Origin of the sequence: Campylobacter concisus (genome assembly GCF_002913745.1) — a bacterium.
In the GTDB taxonomy this organism is placed as follows: domain Bacteria; phylum Campylobacterota; class Campylobacteria; order Campylobacterales; family Campylobacteraceae; genus Campylobacter_A; species Campylobacter_A concisus_R.
The window spans coordinates 1-24,921 of record NZ_PPCG01000006.1; the positions used below are offsets into that span (position 1 = coordinate 1).

24 protein-coding genes are annotated in these 24,921 nt (G+C 40.8%); 1 reads left to right on the forward strand and 23 read right to left on the reverse strand.

What is annotated here, in order from left to right; all coding sequences use genetic code 11:
* Nucleotides 1-179 precede the first annotated feature (179 nt).
* The 8 genes from CYO90_RS00555 to mltG all read right to left on the reverse strand — a co-directional run bounded on the left by CYO90_RS00555 (nucleotide 180) and on the right by mltG (nucleotide 7,553).
* The gene (locus CYO90_RS00555) at nucleotides 180-602 is read right to left on the reverse strand and encodes a heat-shock protein (RefSeq protein WP_103578061.1); all 423 of its coding nucleotides are present in this window, start codon (nucleotides 600-602) and stop codon (nucleotides 180-182) included.
* A 40-nt stretch (nucleotides 603-642) separates the two neighbouring features.
* Nucleotides 643-1,194 carry a 2-oxoacid:acceptor oxidoreductase family protein gene (locus CYO90_RS00560; protein WP_103578062.1) on the reverse strand — a complete coding sequence of 184 codons (552 nt, stop codon included), beginning with the start codon at nucleotides 1,192-1,194 and terminating at the stop codon, nucleotides 643-645.
* Complete coding sequence (locus CYO90_RS00565; RefSeq protein ID WP_103578063.1) at nucleotides 1,191-2,036, reverse strand: 2-oxoglutarate ferredoxin oxidoreductase subunit beta; 846 nt, start codon at nucleotides 2,034-2,036, stop codon at nucleotides 1,191-1,193. The genes CYO90_RS00560 and CYO90_RS00565 overlap by 4 nt, the downstream gene beginning before the upstream one ends.
* Nucleotides 2,026-3,156, reverse strand: coding sequence for a 2-oxoglutarate synthase subunit alpha (locus CYO90_RS00570; protein ID WP_103578064.1), 1,131 nt, complete (start codon nucleotides 3,154-3,156; stop codon nucleotides 2,026-2,028). The genes CYO90_RS00565 and CYO90_RS00570 overlap by 11 nt, the downstream gene beginning before the upstream one ends.
* Nucleotides 3,153-3,464: a 4Fe-4S dicluster domain-containing protein gene (locus CYO90_RS00575; RefSeq protein ID WP_021091402.1), complete on the reverse strand. Its 312-nt coding sequence runs from the start codon at nucleotides 3,462-3,464 to the stop codon at nucleotides 3,153-3,155. Before CYO90_RS00575 ends, CYO90_RS00570 begins: the two co-directional genes overlap by 4 nt.
* A gap of 8 nt (nucleotides 3,465-3,472) precedes the next feature.
* The gene (locus tag CYO90_RS00580) at nucleotides 3,473-4,366 is read right to left on the reverse strand and encodes a lactate/malate family dehydrogenase (protein ID WP_103578065.1); all 894 of its coding nucleotides are present in this window, start codon (nucleotides 4,364-4,366) and stop codon (nucleotides 3,473-3,475) included.
* A 4-nt stretch (nucleotides 4,367-4,370) separates the two neighbouring features.
* Nucleotides 4,371-6,545: an NADP-dependent isocitrate dehydrogenase gene (locus tag CYO90_RS00585; RefSeq protein WP_103578066.1), complete on the reverse strand. Its 2,175-nt coding sequence runs from the start codon at nucleotides 6,543-6,545 to the stop codon at nucleotides 4,371-4,373.
* 63 nt (nucleotides 6,546-6,608) lie between these two features.
* Nucleotides 6,609-7,553, reverse strand: coding sequence for an endolytic transglycosylase MltG (mltG, locus tag CYO90_RS00590; protein ID WP_021085067.1), 945 nt, complete (start codon nucleotides 7,551-7,553; stop codon nucleotides 6,609-6,611).
* Nucleotides 7,554-7,626: 73 nt separating this feature from the next.
* Between mltG and CYO90_RS00595 the strand changes: the two genes are divergently transcribed.
* Entirely contained in the window at nucleotides 7,627-10,092 is a 2,466-nt protein-coding gene (locus tag CYO90_RS00595; protein ID WP_080657103.1) for an AsmA-like C-terminal domain-containing protein, read from the forward strand.
* Nucleotides 10,093-10,167: 75 nt separating this feature from the next.
* Here CYO90_RS00595 and CYO90_RS00600 read toward each other — a convergent pair whose 3' ends face one another.
* From CYO90_RS00600 to CYO90_RS00670, 15 genes are all read right to left on the reverse strand, one after another.
* Entirely contained in the window at nucleotides 10,168-10,581 is a 414-nt protein-coding gene (locus CYO90_RS00600; protein WP_258030608.1) for a hypothetical protein, read from the reverse strand.
* Nucleotides 10,582-10,778: 197 nt separating this feature from the next.
* Nucleotides 10,779-11,120 carry a hydrogenase maturation nickel metallochaperone HypA gene (gene hypA, locus CYO90_RS00605; protein ID WP_021085088.1) on the reverse strand — a complete coding sequence of 114 codons (342 nt, stop codon included), beginning with the start codon at nucleotides 11,118-11,120 and terminating at the stop codon, nucleotides 10,779-10,781.
* On the reverse strand, nucleotides 11,120-12,112 hold the full coding sequence (gene hypE / locus CYO90_RS00610) for a hydrogenase expression/formation protein HypE (protein ID WP_103578067.1): 993 nt from the start codon (nucleotides 12,110-12,112) through the stop codon (nucleotides 11,120-11,122). Before hypE ends, hypA begins: the two co-directional genes overlap by 1 nt.
* Nucleotides 12,113-12,120: 8 nt before the next feature.
* Nucleotides 12,121-13,209 carry a hydrogenase formation protein HypD gene (gene hypD / locus CYO90_RS00615; RefSeq protein ID WP_021085102.1) on the reverse strand — a complete coding sequence of 363 codons (1,089 nt, stop codon included), beginning with the start codon at nucleotides 13,207-13,209 and terminating at the stop codon, nucleotides 12,121-12,123.
* Nucleotides 13,209-13,448, reverse strand: coding sequence for a HypC/HybG/HupF family hydrogenase formation chaperone (locus tag CYO90_RS00620; RefSeq protein ID WP_009293878.1), 240 nt, complete (start codon nucleotides 13,446-13,448; stop codon nucleotides 13,209-13,211). Before CYO90_RS00620 ends, hypD begins: the two co-directional genes overlap by 1 nt.
* A complete protein-coding gene (hypB, locus tag CYO90_RS00625; RefSeq protein WP_002941014.1) occupies nucleotides 13,448-14,260 on the reverse strand; it encodes a hydrogenase nickel incorporation protein HypB in 813 nt (270 codons plus the stop codon). Before hypB ends, CYO90_RS00620 begins: the two co-directional genes overlap by 1 nt.
* Nucleotides 14,261-14,383: 123 nt before the next feature.
* Nucleotides 14,384-15,007 carry a GDYXXLXY domain-containing protein gene (locus tag CYO90_RS00630; RefSeq protein WP_021085069.1) on the reverse strand — a complete coding sequence of 208 codons (624 nt, stop codon included), beginning with the start codon at nucleotides 15,005-15,007 and terminating at the stop codon, nucleotides 14,384-14,386.
* Complete coding sequence (locus tag CYO90_RS00635) at nucleotides 15,004-16,266, reverse strand: DUF2157 domain-containing protein (RefSeq protein ID WP_021085075.1); 1,263 nt, start codon at nucleotides 16,264-16,266, stop codon at nucleotides 15,004-15,006. The genes CYO90_RS00630 and CYO90_RS00635 overlap by 4 nt, the downstream gene beginning before the upstream one ends.
* 357 nt (nucleotides 16,267-16,623) lie before the next feature.
* A complete protein-coding gene (nikR, locus tag CYO90_RS00640; RefSeq protein WP_009293882.1) occupies nucleotides 16,624-17,037 on the reverse strand; it encodes a nickel-responsive transcriptional regulator NikR in 414 nt (137 codons plus the stop codon).
* Between the two features lie 45 nt (nucleotides 17,038-17,082).
* Nucleotides 17,083-19,308, reverse strand: a complete 2,226-nt coding sequence (gene hypF, locus CYO90_RS00645) for a carbamoyltransferase HypF (protein WP_103578068.1) — start codon at nucleotides 19,306-19,308, stop codon at nucleotides 17,083-17,085.
* Nucleotides 19,292-20,764, reverse strand: coding sequence for a hypothetical protein (locus tag CYO90_RS00650; RefSeq protein WP_103578069.1), 1,473 nt, complete (start codon nucleotides 20,762-20,764; stop codon nucleotides 19,292-19,294). Before CYO90_RS00650 ends, hypF begins: the two co-directional genes overlap by 17 nt.
* The gene (locus CYO90_RS00655; protein WP_103578070.1) at nucleotides 20,761-21,303 is read right to left on the reverse strand and encodes a HyaD/HybD family hydrogenase maturation endopeptidase; all 543 of its coding nucleotides are present in this window, start codon (nucleotides 21,301-21,303) and stop codon (nucleotides 20,761-20,763) included. Before CYO90_RS00655 ends, CYO90_RS00650 begins: the two co-directional genes overlap by 4 nt.
* Nucleotides 21,303-21,983 carry a Ni/Fe-hydrogenase, b-type cytochrome subunit gene (cybH, locus tag CYO90_RS00660; RefSeq protein ID WP_021087640.1) on the reverse strand — a complete coding sequence of 227 codons (681 nt, stop codon included), beginning with the start codon at nucleotides 21,981-21,983 and terminating at the stop codon, nucleotides 21,303-21,305. The genes CYO90_RS00655 and cybH overlap by 1 nt, the downstream gene beginning before the upstream one ends.
* A 9-nt stretch (nucleotides 21,984-21,992) precedes the next feature.
* On the reverse strand, nucleotides 21,993-23,711 hold the full coding sequence (locus CYO90_RS00665; protein WP_103578071.1) for a nickel-dependent hydrogenase large subunit: 1,719 nt from the start codon (nucleotides 23,709-23,711) through the stop codon (nucleotides 21,993-21,995).
* 9 nt (nucleotides 23,712-23,720) lie between these two features.
* Complete coding sequence (locus CYO90_RS00670) at nucleotides 23,721-24,866, reverse strand: hydrogenase small subunit (protein WP_103578072.1); 1,146 nt, start codon at nucleotides 24,864-24,866, stop codon at nucleotides 23,721-23,723.
* Nucleotides 24,867-24,921: the final 55 nt, after the last annotated feature.

Here is a 24,921-nt window from a genome sequence, read left to right on the forward strand (position 1 = left end):
AATAATATTATCACGCAATATATACTAATAAAAATAGATAAAATGTTATAAAACGGCTAATTTTACGTATCTTTGAGGATATTACTTAAAATTAAATAAATAATTAAAACTAATAAATTTAAATGGGATAAAAATCGTATGATTATCAAAAATCATATAAATTTGTAAATTTTTGATAGCTAGAGAGTAAAATAATAGATAGCCCCATAGTGTCTAACCAAGACAATAAAGTTTAAATTTATATCAAATATCTCAATGTCATCAAGTGATGGATACCAGATATCGCTAAAGAATTTATCTAAATCATCAAAGTGTAAAATATCAATGTTCTCAAATTTATTAAAATTTATGCAAATTTCACTTGGCGTGGCGATATTAAGCTTTCTAAAAACAGCCTTGAGGTCAAAATTTGCTTCGTCCGCATTAAAGCCATCAAGCTTGCTAAATTTATCTATCTTAAAAAACTCATCTATATCATCTAGGCTAAATTTATGAAGTAAATTTTCTCTTATCTTTAAGCACTCACCAGCTGACAAACTCCTAACGATAGGCATATCAAAGCCATATTCTTTGCGGAAATTTTCTAGTTTTATCTGATCCATTTTGGGAGGTTTTGGCTAAATTTAAATTTAGCCAAATTTTCTATTTTAAAAGCTCTTTTGCGTATTTTAGGCCTAGCTCGTAAGCTCTGGCGTTTGCCTCTTTGACCTTGGCTGGCACGCTTGCTAGCATCTCTTCACGCACTAAATTTTCATCCATGCACCCACTCATCGCCACAGCCACGCCAAGAGCCACAACGCTTTGAGTGATGACATTTCCGACCTCGTCTTTTGCGATAGAGATGATAGGAATTTCATAAATTTTCCAGTAACTTTTATCCTCGTCGCTTACTTTTACCAAATTTGGCTCAACCACGATCGCACCGCCCTCTTTTACGCCGCTTTTAAAGGCATTGTAGCTTATCTGCGCGGTTGCTAGCATGAAGTCTATCTCGCCCTCGTTTGCATAAGGGTATAAAATTTCTTGTTCATCAAGTATGATATCGACCTTCGTTGGGCCGCCACGCACCTGAGATGTGTAGGTAGATGCCTTCACACCGTATCCGCCTGCTTTTATCTTGGCAGCTGAGAGGATCTCGCCTGCTAGTATGACGCCCTGTCCGCCAACGCCGACAAATCTTAATTGTGACTTCATGCTAGCTCCTCAAAATTTATCGTTTCATTGCTCATAGCAGCCCTTCTTACCTTGTCGTAAGCCTTGGTGTATTCGATCTTTGCTTCATCTTTGTGAAGCACGCCAAGCGGAAAAACGCCCTTTTTCTCCTCGTCGCTTAACATATCAAATTTGACCTTGCTCGTTGTGCGGCCCTTTATCCACTCTAAATTTTTCACCGCCTCGCCCATTTTGTTCTTGCGGCCTAAATTTATATGGCAGTTTGAAAATACATCAAAAAAGCTGTATCCATCGTGGCTAAAGCCCTCTACAAAAAGCTTTGTAAGCTTCTCTGGCTCGATGACGCTTCCGCGCGCAACAAAGCTAGCACCTGCGGCGGTTGCGAGCTTACAGGCGTCAAAGCTAGGATCGATGTTGCCGTATTGCGCTGTGACCGTCCACATGCCCTTTGGCGTGGTTGGGCTGGTTTGTGAGTTGGTTAGCGCGTAGATGAAATTATTTATTAGGATGTGATTTAGCCCGATATTTCGGCGGCATCCATGTATCGTGTGGTTGCCTCCGATCGCTAGTCCATCACCGTCGCCAGTTACTACGATGACGTGCTTATCTGGATTTGCCATCTTTACGCCAGTGGCGTAGGCTACGGCTCTGCCGTGAGTTGTGTGGATGGTGTTGCAGTCAATATATCCGCTAAAGCGGCCAGAGCAGCCTATGCCTGAGACCACGCAAACATCGTTCATATCCCAGCCCATGGTGTCGATAGCGCGGATGAGAGCCTTTAGTATGACGCCGTCGCCACAGCCCCAGCACCAAAGAGTAGGCATTTTATCTGTTCGTAAATATTTATCATAATTAAAAGCCATAAATTTCTCCTATCTTCGCCTCGATCTCGCTTGGGCTTATCGGTCTGCCGTTTGCTTTTAGTAGTTTTGCAAAGTCATCTCTTAAGATGATCTTTGAAATTTCGCCACTATATTGACCTAAATTTAGCTCACAGACTAAAATTTTATTAAATTTATTTGATATCTCTTTTAGCTTTTTAGCTGGAGCTGGGAAAAGTGTGAGTGGCTTAAATAGCCCTACTTTTAGCCCTTTTTCACGTAAATTTAAGATCGCTTGCTTGGCTGAAAGAGCCACACTACCAAAGGCGATGATACAAATTTCAGCGTCATTTAGCATAAACTCTTCAAATTTCTCGCACTCATCAGTGTGTAAATTTATCTTATCAAATAGCCTATTCATCGAGTATTCAACTATTTTTCCATCTTCTGTTGGAAAGCCAGTTGCTCCGTGATGAAGCCCAGTGATATGGTAGTGATAGCCTTTAAAGAAAGGATTTAGCGTGGCTGGCGCGTCTGGTGCTGCCTCGTATGGTTTATACTCTTTTGGCTCGCCGCTAAATTCTTTTCTTTTATAAATTTCTAGCTCGCTGATCTCTGGCAAACTAACCCTTGCTTGCATGTGGCCTATCGTCTCATCAAGTAGCAGCATAACTGGCGTCATAAATCTAGCTGCGAGGTTAAACGCTCGAACTGTTTGCGTATAGCACTCCTCTAAGCTGCTAGGGGCTAGCACTATCATATTTACATCGCCGTGAGTTGGGTTTTTGGCCTGCAAGATATCGCCTTGTGCGACGCGGGTTGGCAGGCCAGTTGAAGGGCCACCACGCATGACATTTACGATGACAAGCGGTATCTCAGCGATAAAGCCAAGGCCTATTTGCTCAGCCTTTAGTGAAATTCCTGGACCTGAGCTTGCTGTCATCGCCTTAGCACCACTCGCACTTGCACCAAGAGAAACTGAAATCCCAGCTATCTCATCTTCCATTTGTATAAATGTGCCGCCATGTTTTGGCAAAAGCACGCTTAGCTCGTGGGCAATCTCGCTACTTGGAGTGATAGGGTATCCGCCAAAGAAGTTACAGCCGCACTCGACCGCAGCCCTTGCTACTAGGGCATTTCCAGTTGATACTAGCTCTCTCATGCGCTTTCTCCAAGCTTTGCAAATTTATTTGCCTTTACGGCAGCAGCTCGCTCTTTGCTCTCAGGCGTTAGCTTTGCAAATTTAAAGCCTTTTTCAGCCACATAAATGGCAAAATCAGGGCAGTGAAGCTCACAGTCGCGACAGCCTATACATGAGTCAGCATAGACAACCTCTATCATCTTACCAAGCACCGCTTTTGGCTCAAGCCTCATCGCTAGCACGCCTGCTGGGCAGTAGCTCACGCAGACATCACAGGCCTTACACCTGCTCTCATCGACCCAAACAGGTACATTTTCTTTTATTATCATCTATATTCCTAATCCAAATTTTCTTTTAAAAATTTAATATTTTTTCTAATATCAGCTTCGCTTTTACTTAGCTGCTCTTGCTCACTTTCATTTATATTTGGCTCTAAAATTTCTTTTAAGCCCTCACGCCCAAGCCTTACTAGCCTGCCGCAACTTAGCTCATCATCAAGAAGCACGCTAGCACTTAAAATTTCATCACTCTTGCCCATGATCGCTTCACACATTTTCACAACTGCAGCTGCTGGTGCGTAGTAAGCTGAAGTGCCAAGCAGTTTAACGATCTTTGCGCCACCAGTGCTTGTCTCTTTTTTGAGAGCTTTTAGCTCATTTTCATTTAAATTTTCGCTGATATTGCTAGCTGACACGATCATCTCGTCATTGTGAGCGCCGACGATCTTTGCTCTTAGCTTGCTGGCGTCTTTATCTTTTAAAAGCGCTAGCTCATATCTGCACCTTGCGCTATCTAGCTCGCCAGCCATGCCGATCACTTTGTTTTTGCTAAAACCGCTAAATTTATGAGCCGTCCAGACCATCACATCAAGCGGATTTGTGACGACTATTATCACTGCGTTTTTGGCAAATTCGGCTATCTTTTGCGCTGTTTGCTTTACTACAACGGCGTTTTTAAGTAGCAAGTCTTCTCTAGTTTGACCCTCTTTTCTTGGGCTTCCAGCTGTGACTATGACAATGTCACTACCTTCAATGAGCACAAAATCATCGCCACCACAAACGCTTGTTTTTGCGTTAAAGACGCAGCTTGACTGCGCTAGGTCGATCGCCTTTGCACGCGCCACGTCGCCAAATATATCTACAAGCGCGATCTCATCGCAAAGCTCTCTCATACAAAGCGCATAAGCTATGCTCGCACCGACGTTTCCAGCTCCAACTACACTTATTTTCATTTTCTCATCCTATTATTTGATTTAAAATTTCACTTGGTCTCATGACCTCATTTGCCCTCACTTCATCTAGCAGGTAGTATCCGCCAAATTCTACGCTTGCACCATCTTTTTCTCTGATCTGCTTTAGAATTTTGCTCTCGTTTTTCTCTAGCTCGTCTGCTAAATTTTCAAAAATTTTGCTTAAAATCCCACCACTTTTTGCCATCTCTCTTGCCCAAAATAGCGCTAGATAGAAGTGCGACTCTCTGGTATCAAGAGTGGCGTTTGGAGTTTTGTTTTCGTCCAAATAGCTAGCAACAGCTCTATTTAGCGCGTCACTTAGCTCTTTTGCCTCTTTTTTTTGCCTAAAAAATGCTAAATGTTCAAGCGAAGCACTAAGCGCTAAAAACTCGCCTAAGCTGTCCCAAAGCAGGTGATTTCTCTCTTTTAGCTCTTTTACAAGCGTAGGAGCCGTCCCGCCAGCACCAGTCTCAAACATCGCTCCACCAGCAAGCAATGGCACTACTGAGAGCATTTTTGAGCTGCCACCTAGCTCAAATATCGGGAAAAGATCGGTTAGATAGTCTCTTAAAACGTTGCCAGTTACGCCTATGACGTTTTTGCCAGCTCTTATTGCTTCAAGCGATTTTTTAGTTGCTTGCTCGTAGTTTAAAATTTCAAATTTCACGCCAGCATTAGTAAATTTATCTCTAAATTTTTCAAATTTAGCTATCAAATTTCTATCGTGAGCGCGGCTGCTATCTAGCCAAAATATAAGCTCATCTTTTGAAATTTCGCCTCTTTTTAAAGCAAGCTCAAACCACGCATTTATCGCGTCATCTTTAGCCTGCGTCATCCGAAAAATGTCGCCTTTTTTAACACTAAATTTAAAGACACTCTCGCCAGCTTCGTTACAAACAACAAATTCTCCGTCCTCTTTTGCGATAAAAGTCTTATCGTGACTGCCGTACTCCTCGGCCTTTTTAGCCATTAGTCCCACGTTTGCTACGCTGCCAATGTTGCTCACATCAAGCGCGCCATGCTCCTTAAAGTCTGCCACGCAGGCCTCATAAACCCTAGCATAAGTCCTATCTGGAATCATGCAAAGTGAGAAATTTAGCTCGCCGTCCTTATCTTTTACCTTGCCAGAGTTTCTAATGAGCGCAGGCACGGAGGCGTCAATGATGACGTCATTTGGCACGTCAAAGTTACTGGCACTTTCATTTAGTGCCCAAATTTTTGCCTTTTTGCTCAAAATTTCATCAAATTTAGCCAAAATTTCATCTTTATTTTTAAGAGTTGAAATTTTAGCAAACATATCTTTTAAGCCATTTTTTGCCTCAACTCCGTGAGTTTTAAACTCCTCACCAAATAGCTCAAAAACCTCATTAAAATAGCTCTTTATCGCGTGTGCAAAGATGACAGGGTCGCTAACCTTCATCATCGTGCATTTTAGATGCAAACTCAAGGTCAAATTCTCTTTTTCTGCCTCATCAAAGCAGCTTTCATAAAATTTATCTAGCTCATCTGCGCTTAAAAACGTCGCATCTACGATCTCGCCACTTTGAATATTAAGCTCTTTTAAAAGCTCTTTTTTGCCATCTAAACTTATGAAATTTATATAAAATTTCTCATCTTTGCTAGCGATGATTGAGCGCTCATTTTCATAAAAATCGCCCTTTTGCATGTAGCAAATTTTAGTTTTATTTGCCTTGTCCCAGTCGCCATTGCTATGTGGGTGCTTTTTGGCAAATTCTTTAACCGGTGGCAAAACTCTTCTGTCTGAGTTTCCTTGTCTTAACACTGGATTAACAGCGCTACCAAGCACTTTTGCATATTTTTTAGCGACCTCTTCGTCGTAGTCTGTGATGATCTCATCTGGATAAAATGGCACGTTTATGCCCTTGTTTCTTAGCTCCTCAATTGCCGCTTTTAGCTGAACGAGCGTGGCTGAGATGTTTGGCAGTTTTATGATATTTGCCTCTTTGTGCGCGGTTAGCTCGCCCAAAAGCTCTAGCTCATCAGCCTTGTTTAGCCCAAGCTCTTTGCTAAAAAGAGATAAAATTCGCCCAGCAAGGCTTATGTCAGCCCTAGTTATGCTAATGCCAGCGCGTGATAAAAAGCTCTTAACGATAGGAAAGAGAGAGTAGCTTGCAAATAGCGGTGCTTCGTCGGTTTTAGTCCAGATAATGTCACTCATTTTAGCCCTTTTGATTTTTTGAAATTTATCACGTTTTTTATTAAAGCTAGTTGTATTTTAGCCCTATTTTGCGATATTTTGATTGTGCTCGCTTAAGGTTTTTGAAAAAATGTGTTTTTTCGCCTTTTTATCAAGCACAAAGTATAGATAATCGCTCTTTGCAGGGTTTATCGCCGCTTTGATCGCACTTATAGAGACGCAGCAGACTGGACTTGGCGGTATGCCGTCGTTTAGATAGGTGTTAAACTCGCTCATATCGCTTCTTATGCGCTCAGCCGTGATCACATCGTGCGAGTAGATGCCATAATTTAGCGTGCCATCCATCTGCAGCCTCATGCCCTTATCTAGGCGGTTGTAGATGACTGAGGCGACAAGAGGCATCTCAGCGTCGTTTGCGGCCTCTTTTTGGATGATAGAGGCGATGGTTAAAATTTTAAACCACTTTTTCTCGTTGTATTCGCCAAAAATTTTTCTGCTGATCTCGCTTTGCGCCTTTTTAGACGAATTTACAAGGTAATAAGCTAGATGCCTCTCGCTGATGCCAACTGGGATCTTATAAGTATTTGGCATCAAAAAGCCATCAGCGACTGGCGCAAGGGCGTTATACTCGCTATTTAGTTTAGCTCCGTCAAGCCCAAGCTGGGCAGCGATTTGATTTAAAAAAACGATAGTAGTTTCGCCAGGGATGAGCGTGATCTCAGTCATCGCAGCCTTTGCTTTGGCAAGTTTTTTTAAAAAATCAACCCTTGAAATTTTATCTTTGCCTATCTCGATCCAGCCAGACTGAGGCGAGCCGATGAAGCGCATGGCGTACTTGTCGATCGCGCTTAAGTTAAAGTTGCGATTAGCTAAATAAGATATAATCTCGCCCACACTTCCCTTTGGCACAAAGACGACTTTGCTCGTGTTTATGGGGCGTGCCAAATATACAAAAAGACTTAGGACGACGATGAGTACGATATCAAAGAAAATATCTAGGTATGGCTTTTTTATAAAATTTTTTATCATTTTAATTCTTTCGCTTCTTTTGCTTTTAAAATACGGCATAAAAATTAACGATTTCGAGTTTTACGGCGTAAAATTGGAGCAATTATATATAAAGTTAGATAAAAAAATAATTGTAAGAGCAAAGCAGATCAAGCTACCTAAATTTAAACAAAACACAGAGCAAAAAGCTAGCGACAAGCAGCTTTTAAACCTTAGTCAAGGCGTTGATTATCTTGAGACCTTTTTTCAAGAAATTTCGCTTGAGAGCGTGCAAATCGGCGATGATTTTAAGATCAAAATTTTATTTTTAGATGATATATTTTTCGTTGATAGCCCTTATCTAAACATCGATATCAAATTTCAAAATAAGCAGAAAGATGGCATAGATCGCTTCATAGTAAAAAATTTAAGCCTTAAAGACTTTAACGTCAGCATTAGCGGCGAAGGCAGTGCAAATTTTGACAAGGATGATTATAAATTTGATGGAAATTTCACCTCGCACGAGTTAAATGGCAAGCTTAGCTTTGCCTTAAAAGATACGCTTTTAACCTACAAAGCCTATGACGTAAATGCTGGCAGCATAAAGGACTTCATCGCTGAGCTTGATAGTCGCATACACCTAAACAGCGAGGTTAAAAACTGGATATATGGCTACATCGTGGCTGATGACTATCACCTAAATGAGATAAACGGCAAGGCTGACCTTAAAGAAAATGATCTTTTCTTAAACGAGCTAAACGCGACTGCAAATGCCAAAAATTTACTTGTTAAATTTGATAAAGGCTTGCCAGCTGTAAATGTCGCTGAGGCAAACATCACGCTTAATAACTCGAAGCTTAAATTTGACCTTACAGCTCCAGTCTATAAAGGCAAAAAGCTTGATGGTTCAAATGTTGCTATAAATAACATCTTTGATGAAAAAAGTGCAAATTTAGAGCTTTTTATAAAGACAAATTCCATTTACGATGAGGCGATAAATGAGATACTAAGAGCTTATAAGATCAACGTGCCAGTTAGGCAGCTAAGCGGCAAAATGGACGCTGGCTTAAAAATTTTGATAAAGCTTGATGAAAAGAGTTTGGAAAATTTTGACGAAAAGAGCGTTATTGCAAATGGCGATTTTAAGATAAGTGACGCGGTTTTAGATATCGCTGGAAGTAAATTTAACGCTAAAAGTGCCCTTGTAAAGCTTGTAAATACTTCTACGCTAAACATCGATGCAAGCGGCTTTGGGCTTGATTTTTTCAGAGCAAATGCAAAAGCAGATATAAATTTACAAAAAAGCACCGGCGAGATAAAAGGTGTCATAGAAAGCTTTGATCTAAAAGAGAAAAATGATGAAATTTTAGCCTTTAAAAATGAGTCATTTAGCGCGCTTCTTGACTTTAGTAAGCCAAGTGAGACCACGCTTAGCATTGAGCCTTTTGGACTAAATTTAAGCTTTGGTGATGAGAGCGTGATAGCTACAAAAAATAGCGAATTTATCATGCAAAACTCCCCACTTTTAAAGCAAAATGGCGTGCTTGGCTTTGAAGATGTGAGCATAAAGAGCAAGGACTTTATTAATCTTGAAATTTTGGCAAAAGGGCTTAAATTTGATATGCCGTTTTTGGATAAAAATAGCTCAAAATATGATAGTGACGACTTTTTGATCACGGTCTCAAAGGCTGGCGTAAAAGTGCAAAGTGCGAGCAAAAAGCTCTCTTTAAATATCGCCGAAAAAGGCATAGAGGCTAAGAGCAACGACCTAAATTTGTTAGTGCTTGATGACAACAGCACAAAAGAACAAAGCACGCCACTTGAGCTCTTTGCAAAAAATGGCGACATCATCTTAAAGGACTTAAACAAAACCTTGCCATTTACTAGCTTTAGCGCCGAGAAAAAAGGCAAAAGCACCTCGCTAAATGGACTAGCAAAGCAAGGCAGAGTTGGATATTTTAGCGATGAGAAAAGCATAAATTTAGACGCAACTGATATAAGTGGCGAGTTTATCAACGACCTTTTTGGTATAAAGAGCTTTGAGGGCGGTAAATTTCGCCTAAAACTGCTTGGAGAGAGCACAAAAGAGTTTAAGGCTGAGGTGAGATTTTTTGGCACGTATCTAAAAGACTACATCTTTTATCAAAGGCTCTTAAGCTTTTTAAACTCGGTGCCATCGCTTCTTAGCTTTAAAACGCCTGACTTTAACGACAAGGGTTTTACTGTTAAAAACGGCAAAATTTTACTAACTAGAAAGGGTGACGTGATCGAGTTTTTAGCGATTGAGATGATAGGCACGAGCGCAGATATCGGCGGACGCGGCACGATCGATCTAAAGAGCAAAAAGATAAACATAGACCTTGAGCTAAAGATACTAAAAGACGCAAGCGGTATCATCGACAAGATCCCACTTATCAACCAAATCATCCTTGGCAAAGACCGCTCGCTCTCAACCGTCATTGCCATACGAGGCACGACTGAAAAGCCAGAGTACTCGACGCAAATATTGCGAGATGCCCTACTCTCGCCACTAAAGATAATAAGAAACGTCCTGCAAGCTCCGTTTTTGATATTTGAGTAAAAAGTGTTAAGCATAAAATAATTATTGTTTAGTATAATTGCGACGAAGTTCACGGCGGAGCTTATTATCCGCCACTCATTCTAAGTATCTTGCCAGATCCTCATCAAAACAAAACAACGCATCATTAATAAAATTTTCTAACATTTGCGGATCAATGCCTACTAAAGTTTTACCAACGCGAGTTGAAATTCTCGGCGTTTGATCGTCATTTAGCTTATATAGATTTTCAAAATGAAATGCTCGGTTTCGAATTTTAACAGCAAGGTCATATAAAATCTTTACTTTTTGATAGTTTAAAAGTTTATTTTTGCGGTTAAATTTAGAATACTTTTTAAAATAAAGCTTATCAAGATTGACGACATCATTGTGGATTTTAGCTTCATCGATGATTTTTGCCCAAAATCCAAAAGTTTGCTTTGAGACAAAGAGATCAGCTAGCTCAAAGTAGCCACCAAAAGAGCTTAAAATATCTACCTTGTTATTATCCACCAAAGCCTTAAAAGCTAAATTTCTAGTGGCAATTTCTAAAATACCAAGCTTTTAAGCCAGCCTGCACTAGCAAAAAGTTCTTTTTATGCTCTTGCTCGTTTTTATAGCTCTTTAGGCGTTTGATTGAGAAAAATTTAACACTATCCATAAAAAATCAATAAATTCATAAAATTTTACGCATTATAATGCGTAAAATTTTACTTCATCTCAAGGCGCATAAGATACATATCTTCGCCGTCAGTCACCTTTAAATTTTGACTTTTACACTTTGGACAGGTAAAGTCATTTTCGCTAAGCTCCCCACCAAATCCGCAGTCCAAACACTCTACAACAATGCCTTGTAAATTTATGACAAGCTCGGCGTTTTCGCAGATCGTGCCAGCCTTATAAACGTCAAATGCACTCTCCAGATAGTGTGGCTCCACTCCGCTTAAACGGCCAACTTTTATCTCGATCTTGCTTATCTCTTTTGCGTTTTCTTTGGCGGCATTTTTCTCGCAAAGGCTAACTAAATTTTGAACGATACTAAGCTCGTGCATTAGCAGATCCTTGGTAGCAGCTCACCCTTTGGCGGCTCGAGAAATCTTCTTGATTTATAGGCGTTTTCGATGATGACACGCTCGTTTTTTGCATCCATTACCTTGCCAATTATCATCGCGTTTTTATCAAATTCTCTTAAAATTTTAAGTGCGTCCTCAGCTTGGCTCTCATCGACAGCCATCACAAAAGTGCCCTCATTTGCAAGCTCATAAGGCTCAAATCCAAATAGCTCGCAAACGCCCATCACTTCGTCTGCGACCTTGATATTTTCTTCAAAAACCAAGATGTCAAATTTGCTAAATTTAGCCCACTCATTTAGCACCGCACTTAGTCCGCCCCTTGTCGCATCACGCATAGTTTGTGGTTTTATGCCAGCACTAAACAGCTTTAAGACAACCTCTTTTAGGCTCTTGCAGTCACTTTTTAGATCAAGCCCAAGCTCAAATTCCTCTCTTGCAGCAAGCACCACACCGCCGTGTCTGCCAACATCTCCAGAGATTAAGATTTTTGCTCCTGCTTTTAAATTTTTAAGCTCCACGCCCTCGCAAACTATCTCGCCGATGCCTGCTGTGTTTATAAAAATTTTGTCGCATTTGCCCTTTGGCACGACCTTCGTATCGCCGCAAACCACGCTCACGCCGCTCTCTTTGCAAGTTTTTGCAAGCGAGCCAAGCACCTTTTCAAGCTCTTCTATACTAAGCCCCTCTTCGATGATGAGCGAGCAGCTTAGGTATTTTGCGCTTGCTCCAACCATTGCTAGGTCGTTTATCGTGCCGCAAGCCGCGATCTTGCCGATGTCGCCGCCATTAAAAAAAATAGGAGTTACCACAAAGCTATCAGAGCTAAATGCGATCTTGCCGTTTAAATTTAGTATCGCTGAGTCGTTGCTCTGCCTTAAAATTTCGTTATCAAAAATTTTAAATATCGTCTCGTTTATAAGCGAGTTCATCTCCTCGCCGCCGCCGCCGTGGCTTAGCATTATCTTTTTCATTAAATTCCTTAACCAACTCTTGCGTATTTAAAATATGCCGCACAAGCGCCCTCGCTTGATACCATGCACGATCCTATCGGATTTTGTGGGTTGCAAACCTTGCCAAAGACCTTGCAATCAGTCGGCTTTGCTAGCCCTCTTAAAATTTGCCCACAAATGCAAGCCTTGCTCTCGCCAGCGCTCTCTACACTGCAGTCAAACTGCACCCTAGCGTCAAGATAGGCAAACTCATCTTTTAGTTTCATGCCACTTTGCGCTATCTCGCCAAGGCCTCTCCAGACAAAGTCACACGGCTTAAAGTACTTAGCTATGAGCTCTTTTGCCTTGAGGTTGCCCTCTTCTTTGACCGCCCTTGCGTACTCGTTATAGACTTCATAAGTGCCTGCGTTTTGCTGACGAACTAAATTTAGCACACTTGCCATGATGTCAAGTGGCTCAAAACCACTAATGGCGATGGGCCTTTTAAATTCACTCGCTAGCTCTTTGTAAATTTTACTACCCGTGATGACGCTTACGTGACTTGGTCCCAAAAATGCGTCTATCCTCACGTTTTCATCGCTCATTATAGCCCTAACTGGGGCTGGGACGGTTACGTGATTTATATGAAAGTATAAATTTTTAATGCCCTCTTGCACCGCTTTTTCAACTAAATTTGCACTCATCGGAGTCGTCGTCTCAAAGCCGATCGCAAAAAATATGACTTTTTTGTCTGGATTTTGCTTAGCGATATTTAGCGTATCAAGTGGCGTGTAAAGTGCTCTTATGTCGTGTCCCTCGCCGCGAAGCTTTTGCAAGCTTGTCTTTGAGCCAGGCACTCTTAGCATATCAGCTAGCGTGCAAAAGATCACATTATCCATGCTGGCAAGCTTACAGGCCTCGTCTATGCGGCTCTTTGGCATCACGCAGACTGGACAGCCTGGGCCATGGACGAAATTTATATGCTCTCCAACTAAGCTTGGCAGTGCAAATTTCATAATGCTATGCGTGTGGCCACCGCAAATTTCCATGATATTTAGGGGCTTTGTGCTCTCTTTTTGTATCAGTTTTGAAAGGGCAAGGATTAAATTTTTATCGCGAAAGTCATTGATAAGATCCATCAAATTTTCCCCGCGTCCATATCCTCAGCGATCTTTTGATAGACCTCCAAGCTCTCAAGCGCAAACTGCGTGTCGATCTTTTGCATGGCGTATCCAACGTGGATTAGCACGTATTCGCCAACTTTTACCTCTTCAGAGATGAGATCTAGGCTTACCTTTCTAGTAACGCCCAGAGTCTCAACGGTAGCAACGTTGTTTTCATCTATTTCTATTACTTTTGAAGGGATCGAAAGGCACATTATCTTAGCTCTTTTTTAAATTCCAAATAACTTATCCATTTATCGATGCCCTCGCCTGTTTTGCTATCTATCACAAAGATATCGACCTTTGGATTTAGCTTTCTAGCGTCGTTTTTCACTCGCTCGATGTCAAAGTCAAAGTGCGGCGCAAGCGAAGCTTTAGTGATTAAAAGCACGTCAGCAGCCCTAAACATCACTGGATATTTGCTAACCTTATCATCGCCCTCTGGCACTGACAGAAGCACAGCGTTAAAGTGCGAGCCAACATCGTAGCTTGCAGGGCAGACTAAATTTCCAACATTTTCTATAAAGACTAGATCAAGCTCGTTTAGTGGCAGATGATGAAGCCCCTCATGCACCATAAATGCGTCTAAATGGCAGGTCTGACCTGTGCTTATCTGATGAGCTTTTGCGCCAGCTTTTACTATACGGTCGGCATCTTGGTTAGTCTCAAGATCGCCCTCGACAACGCCTATTTTAAATTTACCAGCCTTTATCGTAGCCTCTAAAAGGGTAGTCTTGCCAGCGCCTGGACTACTCATTAAATTTACACAAAGTATCTTTTTCTCATCAAGATGCGCTCTGTTGTGAGCAGCCTCTTTGTCGTTTTCAGATAGAATTTTCTCTATCACGTCTATGGTTTTGCTCTCGTTTAGCACAGGGTGTGCGTGAGCCTCGTGGCTATGCTCATGTGCGTCATGAGCGTGATCTGTATGCCCATCATGAGTGTGTGGGTGTGAGTGAGTAGTGCCATCAGCGTGAGTGTGAGTATGGGCGTGATTACCCATTGAACAACCGCAGTCTTTACACATTTTTTTATCCTTTTTTATTAATTTCTAGTGATTTTAACGCTTAAATTTAAAAATAAAATTAAAATTTAAGGGCATTTTATGCAAATGAGATAAATTAACCCGTTTTTTAATCATCCTTTAAATTTACCTTTGATCTTGCAAGCGAACTGGCTCTTCAAAGCTCTCGTTATCATCTGTGTAGCCATTTTCATCAAAATTTTCATCATTGCTTCTTTTTTTGCCATTTGGTGTGATGATGATATCTTTTAGCCTTGCCCTACCATCATCCATCACCATCAAAACAGCAACAGCATCCACATCTTGATCCATCATCTCTCGCTCAGTCTGCTTTGCCTTTTTAGTTGGCATGTAAAACTCTTCGATGCCATATTTTACAAATAAATATCCATCAAATTTGCCAGCTAAGAAAAGAGCGTCTTTTGGCTTAGTAAAGCTAAATTTATCAAAAGCGTAAGTAGCATTAGCATCTTGCTTTAAAATGGCGTAAATTTCATCATTTTTTGAGATATTTCTATCATATATATATATCTCAACGCCAGTCTTTTCATCAAATTTAGACTGCTGTAAATTTGAAAAATCATAGCTCAAGCTCACGTAGTTTCCGCGAAAGAGATCCCTTGGATCGTAAAGATTTACCCTCACTTTTACCTCTTTTCCAAGATAAAGTGGCATGAGCGCGTATGCGAGCATCGCAATTATTAGTAAAATTTGAAAGATTATGGCTAGTATTAGTGATCTTATCTTCATTTTGTACGTCCTTTTTTAGCAGCGACTGCGAGCACGACGAAGGCAAAGATGATAAATAGCGCCGTAGCCCCCAAATAATCGCCTATTAGCTCAAAGTATCTAACCACCGCAACTAAGAATATCATGCATAGTCCAAGTGCTAGCTCGCCATTTTTGATAAGCACGGCTGCAACGATGATGTTTGCTAGCGAGAAGAAGAGATTTGCATATCCAACGCCCAAGCTAAAGACAAATGGCAACGCAAAGAGTATCAAGCCAAGGAGCAAGCCGCTTTTGTTTTTCTCTTTGAAAAATAGCGCAATGCTAGCGATGCTAAATACGGCAAAAACCTTGCCAAAACTGCTATAAAAAAATGCTTTTGCAAACCAAAATTTATCTTCTTCTAGCTCATATATATCGCCATTTGCATAAGCTATCAGGCAAACGATCAAGATAACGATGCCAAGATACTTGCCAAAGCCTTTTACAAGGTGCGCTAGCCTATCTCTAAAGCTAGCTAATGTGCTAAAGAGTGCGACAAGTAAGAGCGCGTATGAGAGCGATAAAGTAGCAGCCATCGGCGCTCTAAACATAAGATCATAGCCATAAAATTCATTAAACCCGCTGATCCTAGCGCAAAGCGAAACGATGTAGAAAAATATATCTGCTAAAAGCACAATCGCAAGAAAAATAGAGTCACTTTTGTAAAGCGTGTAGGCGCCAAGGGCTATAAAGACGATAAATTCATAAGCAAACTCGCCGCCCGTGCCCTTTAAAACAAACCAGATCGTCGCAAAAACAAGGCTTTGAGCCACTAGCAAGGGCTTTTTGCTAGCAAAAGAGAGCGCCATCGCTCCAACGCTCCAGAGCAAAACTCCACCGCTTGGCTCGTCGCTAATATTATAAATTTGAGCGATAAGCGCTATGGCTGCTCCGTAGCAGAAATTTCCCAAAAAGAGCGTGGCTGTGCCAAGCTTATCTTTGCCTTTTTTGAGATAATAAACTCCGCCAAAATTTAAAAGAGCAAGCACTCCAAAGATGATGACAAGGCGCCCCATCCTTGGTATCTCCTCCCAGTAGGCTCCAACAAGGGTAAAAAATGCCAGCGCGAAAAAGAGATAAGCAACCAATTTTAAGATAAAGCTAGTCTTTTCGCTATGAGCGTTTAGGTCTATATCATATAAATTTGCTATTTTTAAAGCGGTAGCCTTATCGACCACATCCTCTTTTTGCCAGCGATCTAGCTCTTTGGCTAGAAAATTTCTATTGTAAAAATTCATCTTTCATTCTCTTTAAATGACATTTTTTTGTGGCTAATGATAGCATACAAGCGCCAAAAATGCCAGAACAAAAATAAAGAAAAAAAGGGAGAAATTTAAAGCCAAAAAACTTGGGCGGGCTTTTGCAAATTTAGCTTTAGCCAAAGCCCAAGTAAAAAAAACGGTCATCAAACTTTCGCCACAAAAAAGATATCAGGCAAGCAAGAAATAGCAAAACCAGCTATCAATTTGCAAAAATGGATCACAAAAACTGCTAAAAACTACCAAAAAGACAAAATAAGACAAGCTCTGCAGCCAAGAAAGCGCTGCTAGCTTTTTTAAAAAAACCTAAATTTAATAGCCAAAAAAGCTTTTAGCTTAAAATTTAGGCACAGCGGCCTTTGTAAGTTTAGAAAACTTAACACCCTTTAAGCCAGCAATCCTATCAGCAAAGCGCTCTATCTTGCTAGCCTCACCTCTTATCGAGATCGTTTCTAAGCAGTTGTGGTGATCGACATGAACGTGATTTGTGCAGATGATCTTCACATCAGAGTCATGCTCGATATCCATTTTTTTATTCACCAAATCGTTGTGATGATGCACATAAATGAGCGTCAAAACCCCAATCAACTCCTCGTTAGCGTCCTTCCAGCTGTCGCTTACGATCTTTTCACGGATCAAATCCCTTGTAAATTCACTTCTAGAAGCGTAGCCTTGTTCGCTAACTTTTCTATCTAGTTCGTCTAGTAATTGACTAGGCAAAGAAACACTAAAACGTATAACACTATCCATTTTTTGCTCCTTTCTCGTTTGATTACCGTTTATAATCATTATACATCACTTATTAGAAAATGTGGATAAATAATAATAAATTTGCCCTAAATTTACGTTAAAATCGTTACTGCAGAATTTCTTATTGATATAAAATTTCAAATTTACTTCAGTAAATTTTTTGTAAATAAGCTCAAGCAAAGTCTTATTTTGAAAAACTCCACCGCTTAGTAAAATCTCTTTTTTCTCACTTTTAGAAATTTCAAAAATGATATCAGCCATGCCATTTATAAATGCCGTTGCAGCCACTCTTGGCTCATCTTTTAAAGCACTTTTAAAGGCATCTTTAAAGCCGATAACTCCGTCATTTAGGCTAAATTTATAACACGCATCTAAATTTTTATCATAAAGCGCCTCAAGCCTCATGCCACTCTCTCCCTCGAAACTCGAGTGAAAAATGCCACATATTATCGCACCAAATGCGTCAAATATCCTACCAACAGAGCTAGTTTTTACTAAGTTTAGCCCCTTTTGCTCCATCATCTTGAAATTTCTAAGCACCTTTTCATCAAAATTTACTAAAAATTTATGCCCCTCGTCCTCAAACTCATACTTCAAAATAATAGAATAAGCGATGAGATAGATATTTTTTATGCTATTTTCGCCGCCAAATAAGCTAAATTCATCAAAATGATAAACCCTTTTGTAGCTATTTTTATCCAGCCTAAAGACCTCGCCACCCCAAATTTTGCCGTCTTCTCCGTATCCTGTGCCGTCAAAACAAAAGCCAAGATACTCTTTATCTGGCAAATCATTTTCAAAGATCACACTTAGCAGATGCGCGTAGTGGTGCTGCAGATGAACTAGCTCAAAGCCCTGATCCTTCGCCCATTTTGTATTTAAAAAATTTGGATGCAAATCGGCTATAACTTTGTCTATTTTTAGATCATAAGTCGTTTCAAAAAGTGTGAAAATGTCTTTAAATCTATCAAAAGTCGCCACGTTTTTTAGATCGCCGATATATGGACTAACCATCAAAAGACCGTCTTTGTAGATGCAAAATGAGCTTTTTAGCTCTGCTCCAAGGGCTAAAAATGTCCCTTTTTGCTTGAAATTCGTATGGATGAAATTTGGATTTAAGCCGCGGCTCGTTCTTGTAAAAACCGTCTCATCTTCAACGCAAAATGCGATACTATCGTCACTTGGCGAGTAAATTTCGCGGTCGTGATCAAGGTAAAAGTCTATAACCTCACCTAGTTTTTCCCTTAGCTCACTCTCATCTTTTATCACAACCTCGCCTGAGATGTTTGCGCTAGTTGCGATTATGTCGTGTTCTAAATAATCAAACAGTAAAAGATGTATGCCACTAAATGCGAGCATGACGCCAAGCTTGTTTAAATTTGGCGCGACGCTTTTTGCGATATTTGAGCCATCTTTTGCCTCAAGTAAGACGATAGGCTTTAAATTTGAGCTAAGTAGTTTCTCCTCCGCCTCTGAAATTTGCGCTATCTCTCTAGCGTTTTGTAAATTTTTACTCATCAGAGCAAAGGGCTTGCTTGGGCGGTGTTTTCTAGCTCTTAGCTCGCAAACTGCGGCTTCATTTGTCGCGTCACAAACCAAATGAAAGCCACCAAGTCCCTTAATGGCTAAAATTTTGCCTTCGTTTATGAGCCTAGCTGCCTCTTTAGCCGCTTCGTTCCCACTAGCCAAGACTTTGCCAAATTTATCTTTTAGATAGAGTTTTGGTCCGCAATTTGGGCAAGAGATCGGCTCTGCGTGGTAGCGGCGGTTAAGCGGGTCTTTATACTCGCTCTCGCAAAATTTACACATTTTAAACTCATTCATCGTCGTATTTACCCTGTCATAAGGCAATGCTTTGATGATCGAAAATCTAGGCCCGCAGTTGGTGCAGTTTATAAATGGGTATTTGTAACGTGGATTTGCTGGGTCATTAAACTCACGCAAGCAGTCGTCACAAAGTGCGTAATCAGGCAAAATAGGCGCTTGTTTGGTCGCTCTCTTTGAAGCGATGATCTCAAGCTTTTCATAAATTTTATCTATCTTAAATTTCTTTAGCTCATCGATCCTAGCAATGGCTGGCAGCTTCTCATAAAGCTCCTTTTCAAAAGCCAAAAAGCTAGCCTCATCACCGCTAAAATTTAGCTTCACGCCCTCATCGTCGTTGTAAATTTCACCAACGAGCTTAAATTTGTGTGCCAAAGTATAGACAAAAGGTCTAAAGCCAACGCCTTGAACTAAGCCTTTGATCTCATATCTAAAGCTTGATCTCAACGCCAAATCCGGGGTTAAAATTTGTTTTTATATTTGGGTTTAGGTGCTTTTTTATCAAGTTGCTAACTACCTTATTATAAAATAAATCCCCGCTTAAAGTAACATTTTTGATATTAAATTTATCTCGTTTTTCATAGCTAAAATCGCTCAAAAAGTGCGCCAAAGACTCGGTGCAACCAAAGCTGATGTTCTTCTCTCCAGCGCCAGCAAGGACAAACGAAATGATACTTTTTACAAACTTAACCCCGTCTAAACCAAAGTCATCTTTCATCTTGTAATCGATCCTAACGCCCTTTTGACTGCTAAAATCAGCTGCCATTAATAGCAAATTCTCCCCTGCTTTTTTAAAGTCATCACCTAAGCCAAGTATGCGCCCAACTATGCAAAATAGCGAGAAAAAGCTAGCATTTGAGCTAAAATTTCCACTTGGTAAAGTATGCTCTTTGCTGAAATTTTCAAGTAGCCTTTCGCCGCCCTCCTCGGCTCTTATGAGCTCATAAATTTCTTCAAAGCTACTAAATTTTGGCAAAAATAGAAGCTGCGTTTTGCTTGATTTTGAAAGCAGGCAAATTTCGTCATCACTAAATTTGCTAAATTTTAGCCCCAAAGCTATATCGCTAAAATTACTAAGCTCAAATTCCTCGTTTTTTGCATAGAAAAATGGGCTTAAAACTGCGCTACTTTCAAGCAGAGTTAGTCTTGAAAGAGCATTTTTTTGCTCCTTTACTTTAACGCTTAAAAAGCTAAAATTTTCTTTATTTATCCTCTCACAAATGGCATAAAGAAAAAGATCGTTTGGTGCCATCACGTCAAAAAATAGCGGCGCATTCTCGTGATTTTGTCTATAAATGGCTGTCGTCTTTAGTGCTAAAAGTGGCTTTTCAAAGCTAGCTAAAAATGTCAAAGCTCTATCATCGGCAATAAAAATTTTTGGTAGCTGCTTTAAATTTACAGGCATTAAGAAATTTGCGTCAAAATTTACGCCAAGAGAAATTTCATATAAATTTTCATCTTGCTCTACGCAAATGCTCTTGCCGTTTTTTAATAAATTTAGGCAAGCTTTGAGCTTTTCATTAAAATTACCAAGCGTTATCTCGCCATCAAATTTACTCCAAGCAAGCACGCCACTTTCATTTAAGATAGCCCTTTCGCTGGCTAAAAATGTGCTCGCTTGAGTCGGAGTTAGGCCGCCAAATTTTATCTCATTTATCTTGCTATCTTCATCAAGCTCACTTGCAGCCAAGACCTCACTGTGCTTTATAAAAAGACTAAATGGCAAGAGCGTACTTGCTCTATTTGCCACGCTCTCAAGCTCACTGGTATTACCACTTACCTTTAGACAAATTTCATCATCTTTGCACTTTAGACTATGAGCTAGATCGCCAGCAAGCAAGCGTAAAAATGGAGCCAGAAACGAAGCGTCCTTGTGGCAAGTAAATTTAAAAGCAAGTATCATTTTAAACCTTTTTTAGCATATTCATCAACGATATCATTTAGGGTAAAATTTGCCACCTTTTCACACTTAAAATCAAGATCTTTTAAGTGATCAAGCAGCGTTTTTTCTAAAATTATAGAAGCGTTTATAACCTCATCTGAGAGGCTAAAATTTGATGACTCTATGCGGCTAGGCACGATGCCTAAAATTTTAGTCGTAGGTCTATCGCCCGCAAGCTCCATTAGATGAAGGGTCTGGAGCATCTCTATCTCGTGAGCCGAGCCGTCCCAGCTGATAAAATTTGGTACATTTAGAAAGTCGAAAAAATAAACATCGCCTACGCTTGCGCCATTTGCGCTAATGCAATCAACGACGATAAGATAGTCAAATTCGCTTATGATGTGAGTTAGAGTGAGGGCTAAAGTGCCCCCGTCCATTAGAGTAAGCTCATTTTTAGAACTTGTAAATTTATAGTTTTTAGCCATCAAATTTACAAAATGAACACCTATGCCCTCATCGGCAAACATAACGTTGCCAATGCCAAGAACCAGCACTCTCATCAGTGTTCTTTTACAAATTTATAGCCACTAACGATGGCGTCCATCGCTCCATTTTTGCCTTTAACGGCGTTAAATATCGCCATATAAACGTGAATAGGCACAAATATCATGATGATCCACATGCAAATTCTATGTATCGTTCTAACATTTGCTAGCCCACCCATAAGCTCTTCAAAGTATCTTGCTGGCTCGTAGATCGCTCCGCCAAGTCCATTGTGATAAACGTGAGCGTAAAGCACTAGGCCAGTTAGGCAAATGAGCGCTAAGATGACGTAAAAGAAAAAGTATGAGGCAAACTGCAATGGGTTATAAACGCCCCTTAAATGCGGGTGTGGCCCCATAAAGATGTAGTACTTGATCTGCGCTATCCAAACTTTTGGACTTAAAAAGTCAAGCACGCTCATCCACTCTTTTTTGCTGTGTTTATCAAAGACAAATAGATAGAATTTAAAGATAAATACCGCTATTAGCACAAAGCCAGCGACCTGATGCGCCAAACGCCACTTTGCTTGCATGAAATTTGTAGGTTCGCTCGTGATCTCTGGACTCATAAAGACATAAGAGATGTAGTAGCCGCTCACAATCAAAAGCGTGATAGCTATAAATCTAATCCAGTGTGTCAGCCTAACGCCGATGGAGAATTCATATTCGCTGATCCTGTCAGGATTTTTATGTGACATCTTTTCTCCTTACAAATTTGGATTTATCTTATAAGTACTAAAATCATTTCCCTTCGTGTCCATAACATGCACGGCACACGCTATGCAAGGGTCGTAAGAGTGAATTTTTCGTATTATCTCAAGTGGTTTTGAAAGATCAGCGATCTTCATACCAACTAAGCACGCCTCGTAGCTGCCCATTTGACCTTTGGCATCTTTTGGAGAGGCGTTCCAAGTGCTTGGCACGACTGCCTGCCAGTTTGAGATGACGCCATCTTTTATGCGGCACCAGTGGCTAAGCGCGCCTCGTGGAGCGTTGCCTTGAAAATTTCCTTTATATTCTTTTTTGTTATCGATTACATATTTTGCGCAGGTCTCTTGATCTGTCTTTAAATTTTCGATTAAGGCATTAAATGCGTCCATAGTGTGCTCTGCGACCACTTTTGCTTCAAGCATACGAGCAGCAGTTCTACCTAGAGTTGAGAAAACTGCAATTAGTGGCAAGCCACTCTTTGCTAAAAACTCATCGACTACTTTTTTAACTCTCTCGTTGCCTTTAGCGTAGTTTATGACGATGCTTGCGATCGGTCCTACTTGCATAGGCATGCCATCATATCTTGGCGCTTTGATCCAGCTATATTTGCCTTTTGTGTCAAAAAGCTTGCTATGAGCTAGTTTACCCTCGCCGTCTATGCTCTCGCCATCAACAAGGCCAGTGTAGTTTGCCTCAGTTTCACCGTCATATGGGTGAAGTGCTTTGTCATTTTTATACCAAGCTCTTGTTGCCTCTTCTGTGATCTTGTCTTCGTCTATGTCATAGACCTTGCTAAGATCGCCATTTAAGATGATGCCACCTTTAAATAGATGGTCATTTTTGCCGATCAAAAACTCATCGTAGCAGAATAAATTTGATACGCCAACGTCGTTTAGAACGCTTGGCTCGTTTGCATAAGCCTTAGCCGCCATCAAAATGTCTGGATAGTAAGCTCTATCAACAAATTCTTTGATCTCAGCAAATTTACTCATATATTCGCCCATTCTAGCTGGATCCATAAGGTCCATCACGCAGGTCACGCCGCCAACTGTTAGGCTTTGTGGGTGTGGGTTTTTTGCACCAAAGATAGCCATCATCTGAGCTGCTGTTCTTTGGATCCTAAGGCACTCAAGATAGTGAGAGAGGACGATTAAGTTTTGCTCTGGTGTAAATTTATATGTGCTATGTCCCCAGTATGCGTTGGCAAATGGTCCAAGGTTGCCCTTTTTAACAAAGGCTTCAACCCTCTCTTTTACCTCTTTTAGCTTATCTGCGCCTGTTGCAAATGGCGTACTTGTGTATTTAAATGCCTCTTCGCTAGCTTTATGCACGTCTGCGCTTAGTGCAGAGACGACGTCTGCCCAGTCCATGCCGTGAAGCTGATAAAAGTGCACGATGTGATCGTGAAGATATAAAGCTGCGTTCATGAGCGTTCTAGTTAGCTCAGCATTTAGCGGAGGCTTGATACCAAGGGCGTCCTCAACTGCGACTATGCCTGCTCGGTAGTGTGAGTATGTGCAAACGCCACAAATTCTTTGCATAAAAAAGCCAGCATCTCTTGGGTCTCTGTTTTTTACTATCTGCTCTAAGCCCCTCCAAAGAGTTGAGCCAGAGTAAGCCTCTTTTACAACGTTGTTTTCATCGACTACAACTTCTATTCTTAAGTGCCCTTCGATACGTGTTATAGGGTCTATTACTATTCTTTTTTCACTCATTTTTTCGCCTTATTCTTTATCTTTACTCATACAAGCTAGTGCAGCGTGAGCCGCTATGCCAATACCAGCAAGTGCTAAAATTCCAATGCCTATTTTATCACTTACATTATCAGCACCAAGTCCCAAAACAGTGTCAAATAACCTATCAGCCATCGGCTCTTCAAACGGCCCCATCGTATCCCAGAAGTCTGGCTCTGAGCAGCCTATACAGCCATGACCTGCCTGAACTGGCCATGATGTGTGCTGGTTAAATCTCTCGCGTGAGCAGTTATTAAATGTATATGGACCTTTACAGCCTACTTTATATAAGCAGTAGCCATTTTTTGCGCCTTCATCGCCAAAGCTTTGGACAAATTCGCCTGCATCAAAGTGGCCACGTCTCTCGCAAAGATCGTGAATTCTTAAGCCATAAGCCCATTTTGGTCTGTTATAAACATCAAGTGCAGGCAAGGTGCCAAATAGCAAGTAGTGAAGCACGTTGCCAACGATGTTTTTCTCGCTTGGAGGACAGCCTGGCACGTTTATGACTGGCTTATCAGTCACCTTTGAAAGACCGACTGAATTTGTTGGATTTGGCTTAGCTGCTTGGATACCGCCAAAGCTAGAACAGGTGCCAATAGCAAAGATAGCAGCAGCGTTAGCAGAGGCATTTACAGCGTGAGTTTTGCCGCTTGTGCCGTGAGGTCCGACTGTTAAAAAGTGTTCAGTTGCTCCCGTTGGGACGCCACCCTCAACTAGCAGGATGTATCTGCCTTTATATTTTTCTATCGCATGCTCTAAATTTTCTTCAGCCTGCCAGCCAGCAGCCGCCATGATAGTTTCGTGGTATTCAAGGCTTATGTAGTCAAATATAAGGCTATCTATGCTTGGAGCGTCAGTTCTTAGCAAGCCCTCGCTACAGCCAGTGCATTCTGCCATGTGAAGCCATATCACAGGGAGCCTATCACTTAGCTCAGCAGCGCGAGCAACCATCGGTGTCATCGCACTTGGCAATGCCATAAAAGCTGTCATCGCACCAGCCCACTTCATAAAATCACGCCTCGTAAAGCCCTTATCTTTTAAAAGCTGCGCAATACTCAAGTCGCTTTTCATCTTAGGCAACGCACTAAGCTCACTTAAGCGTATATCTATCTTTTGACGCAAGTCATTATTCATATAAGCTCCTTTGCTTTAAAATTTTACTTTTGTTAATAATATCTTTGTTTAAAGA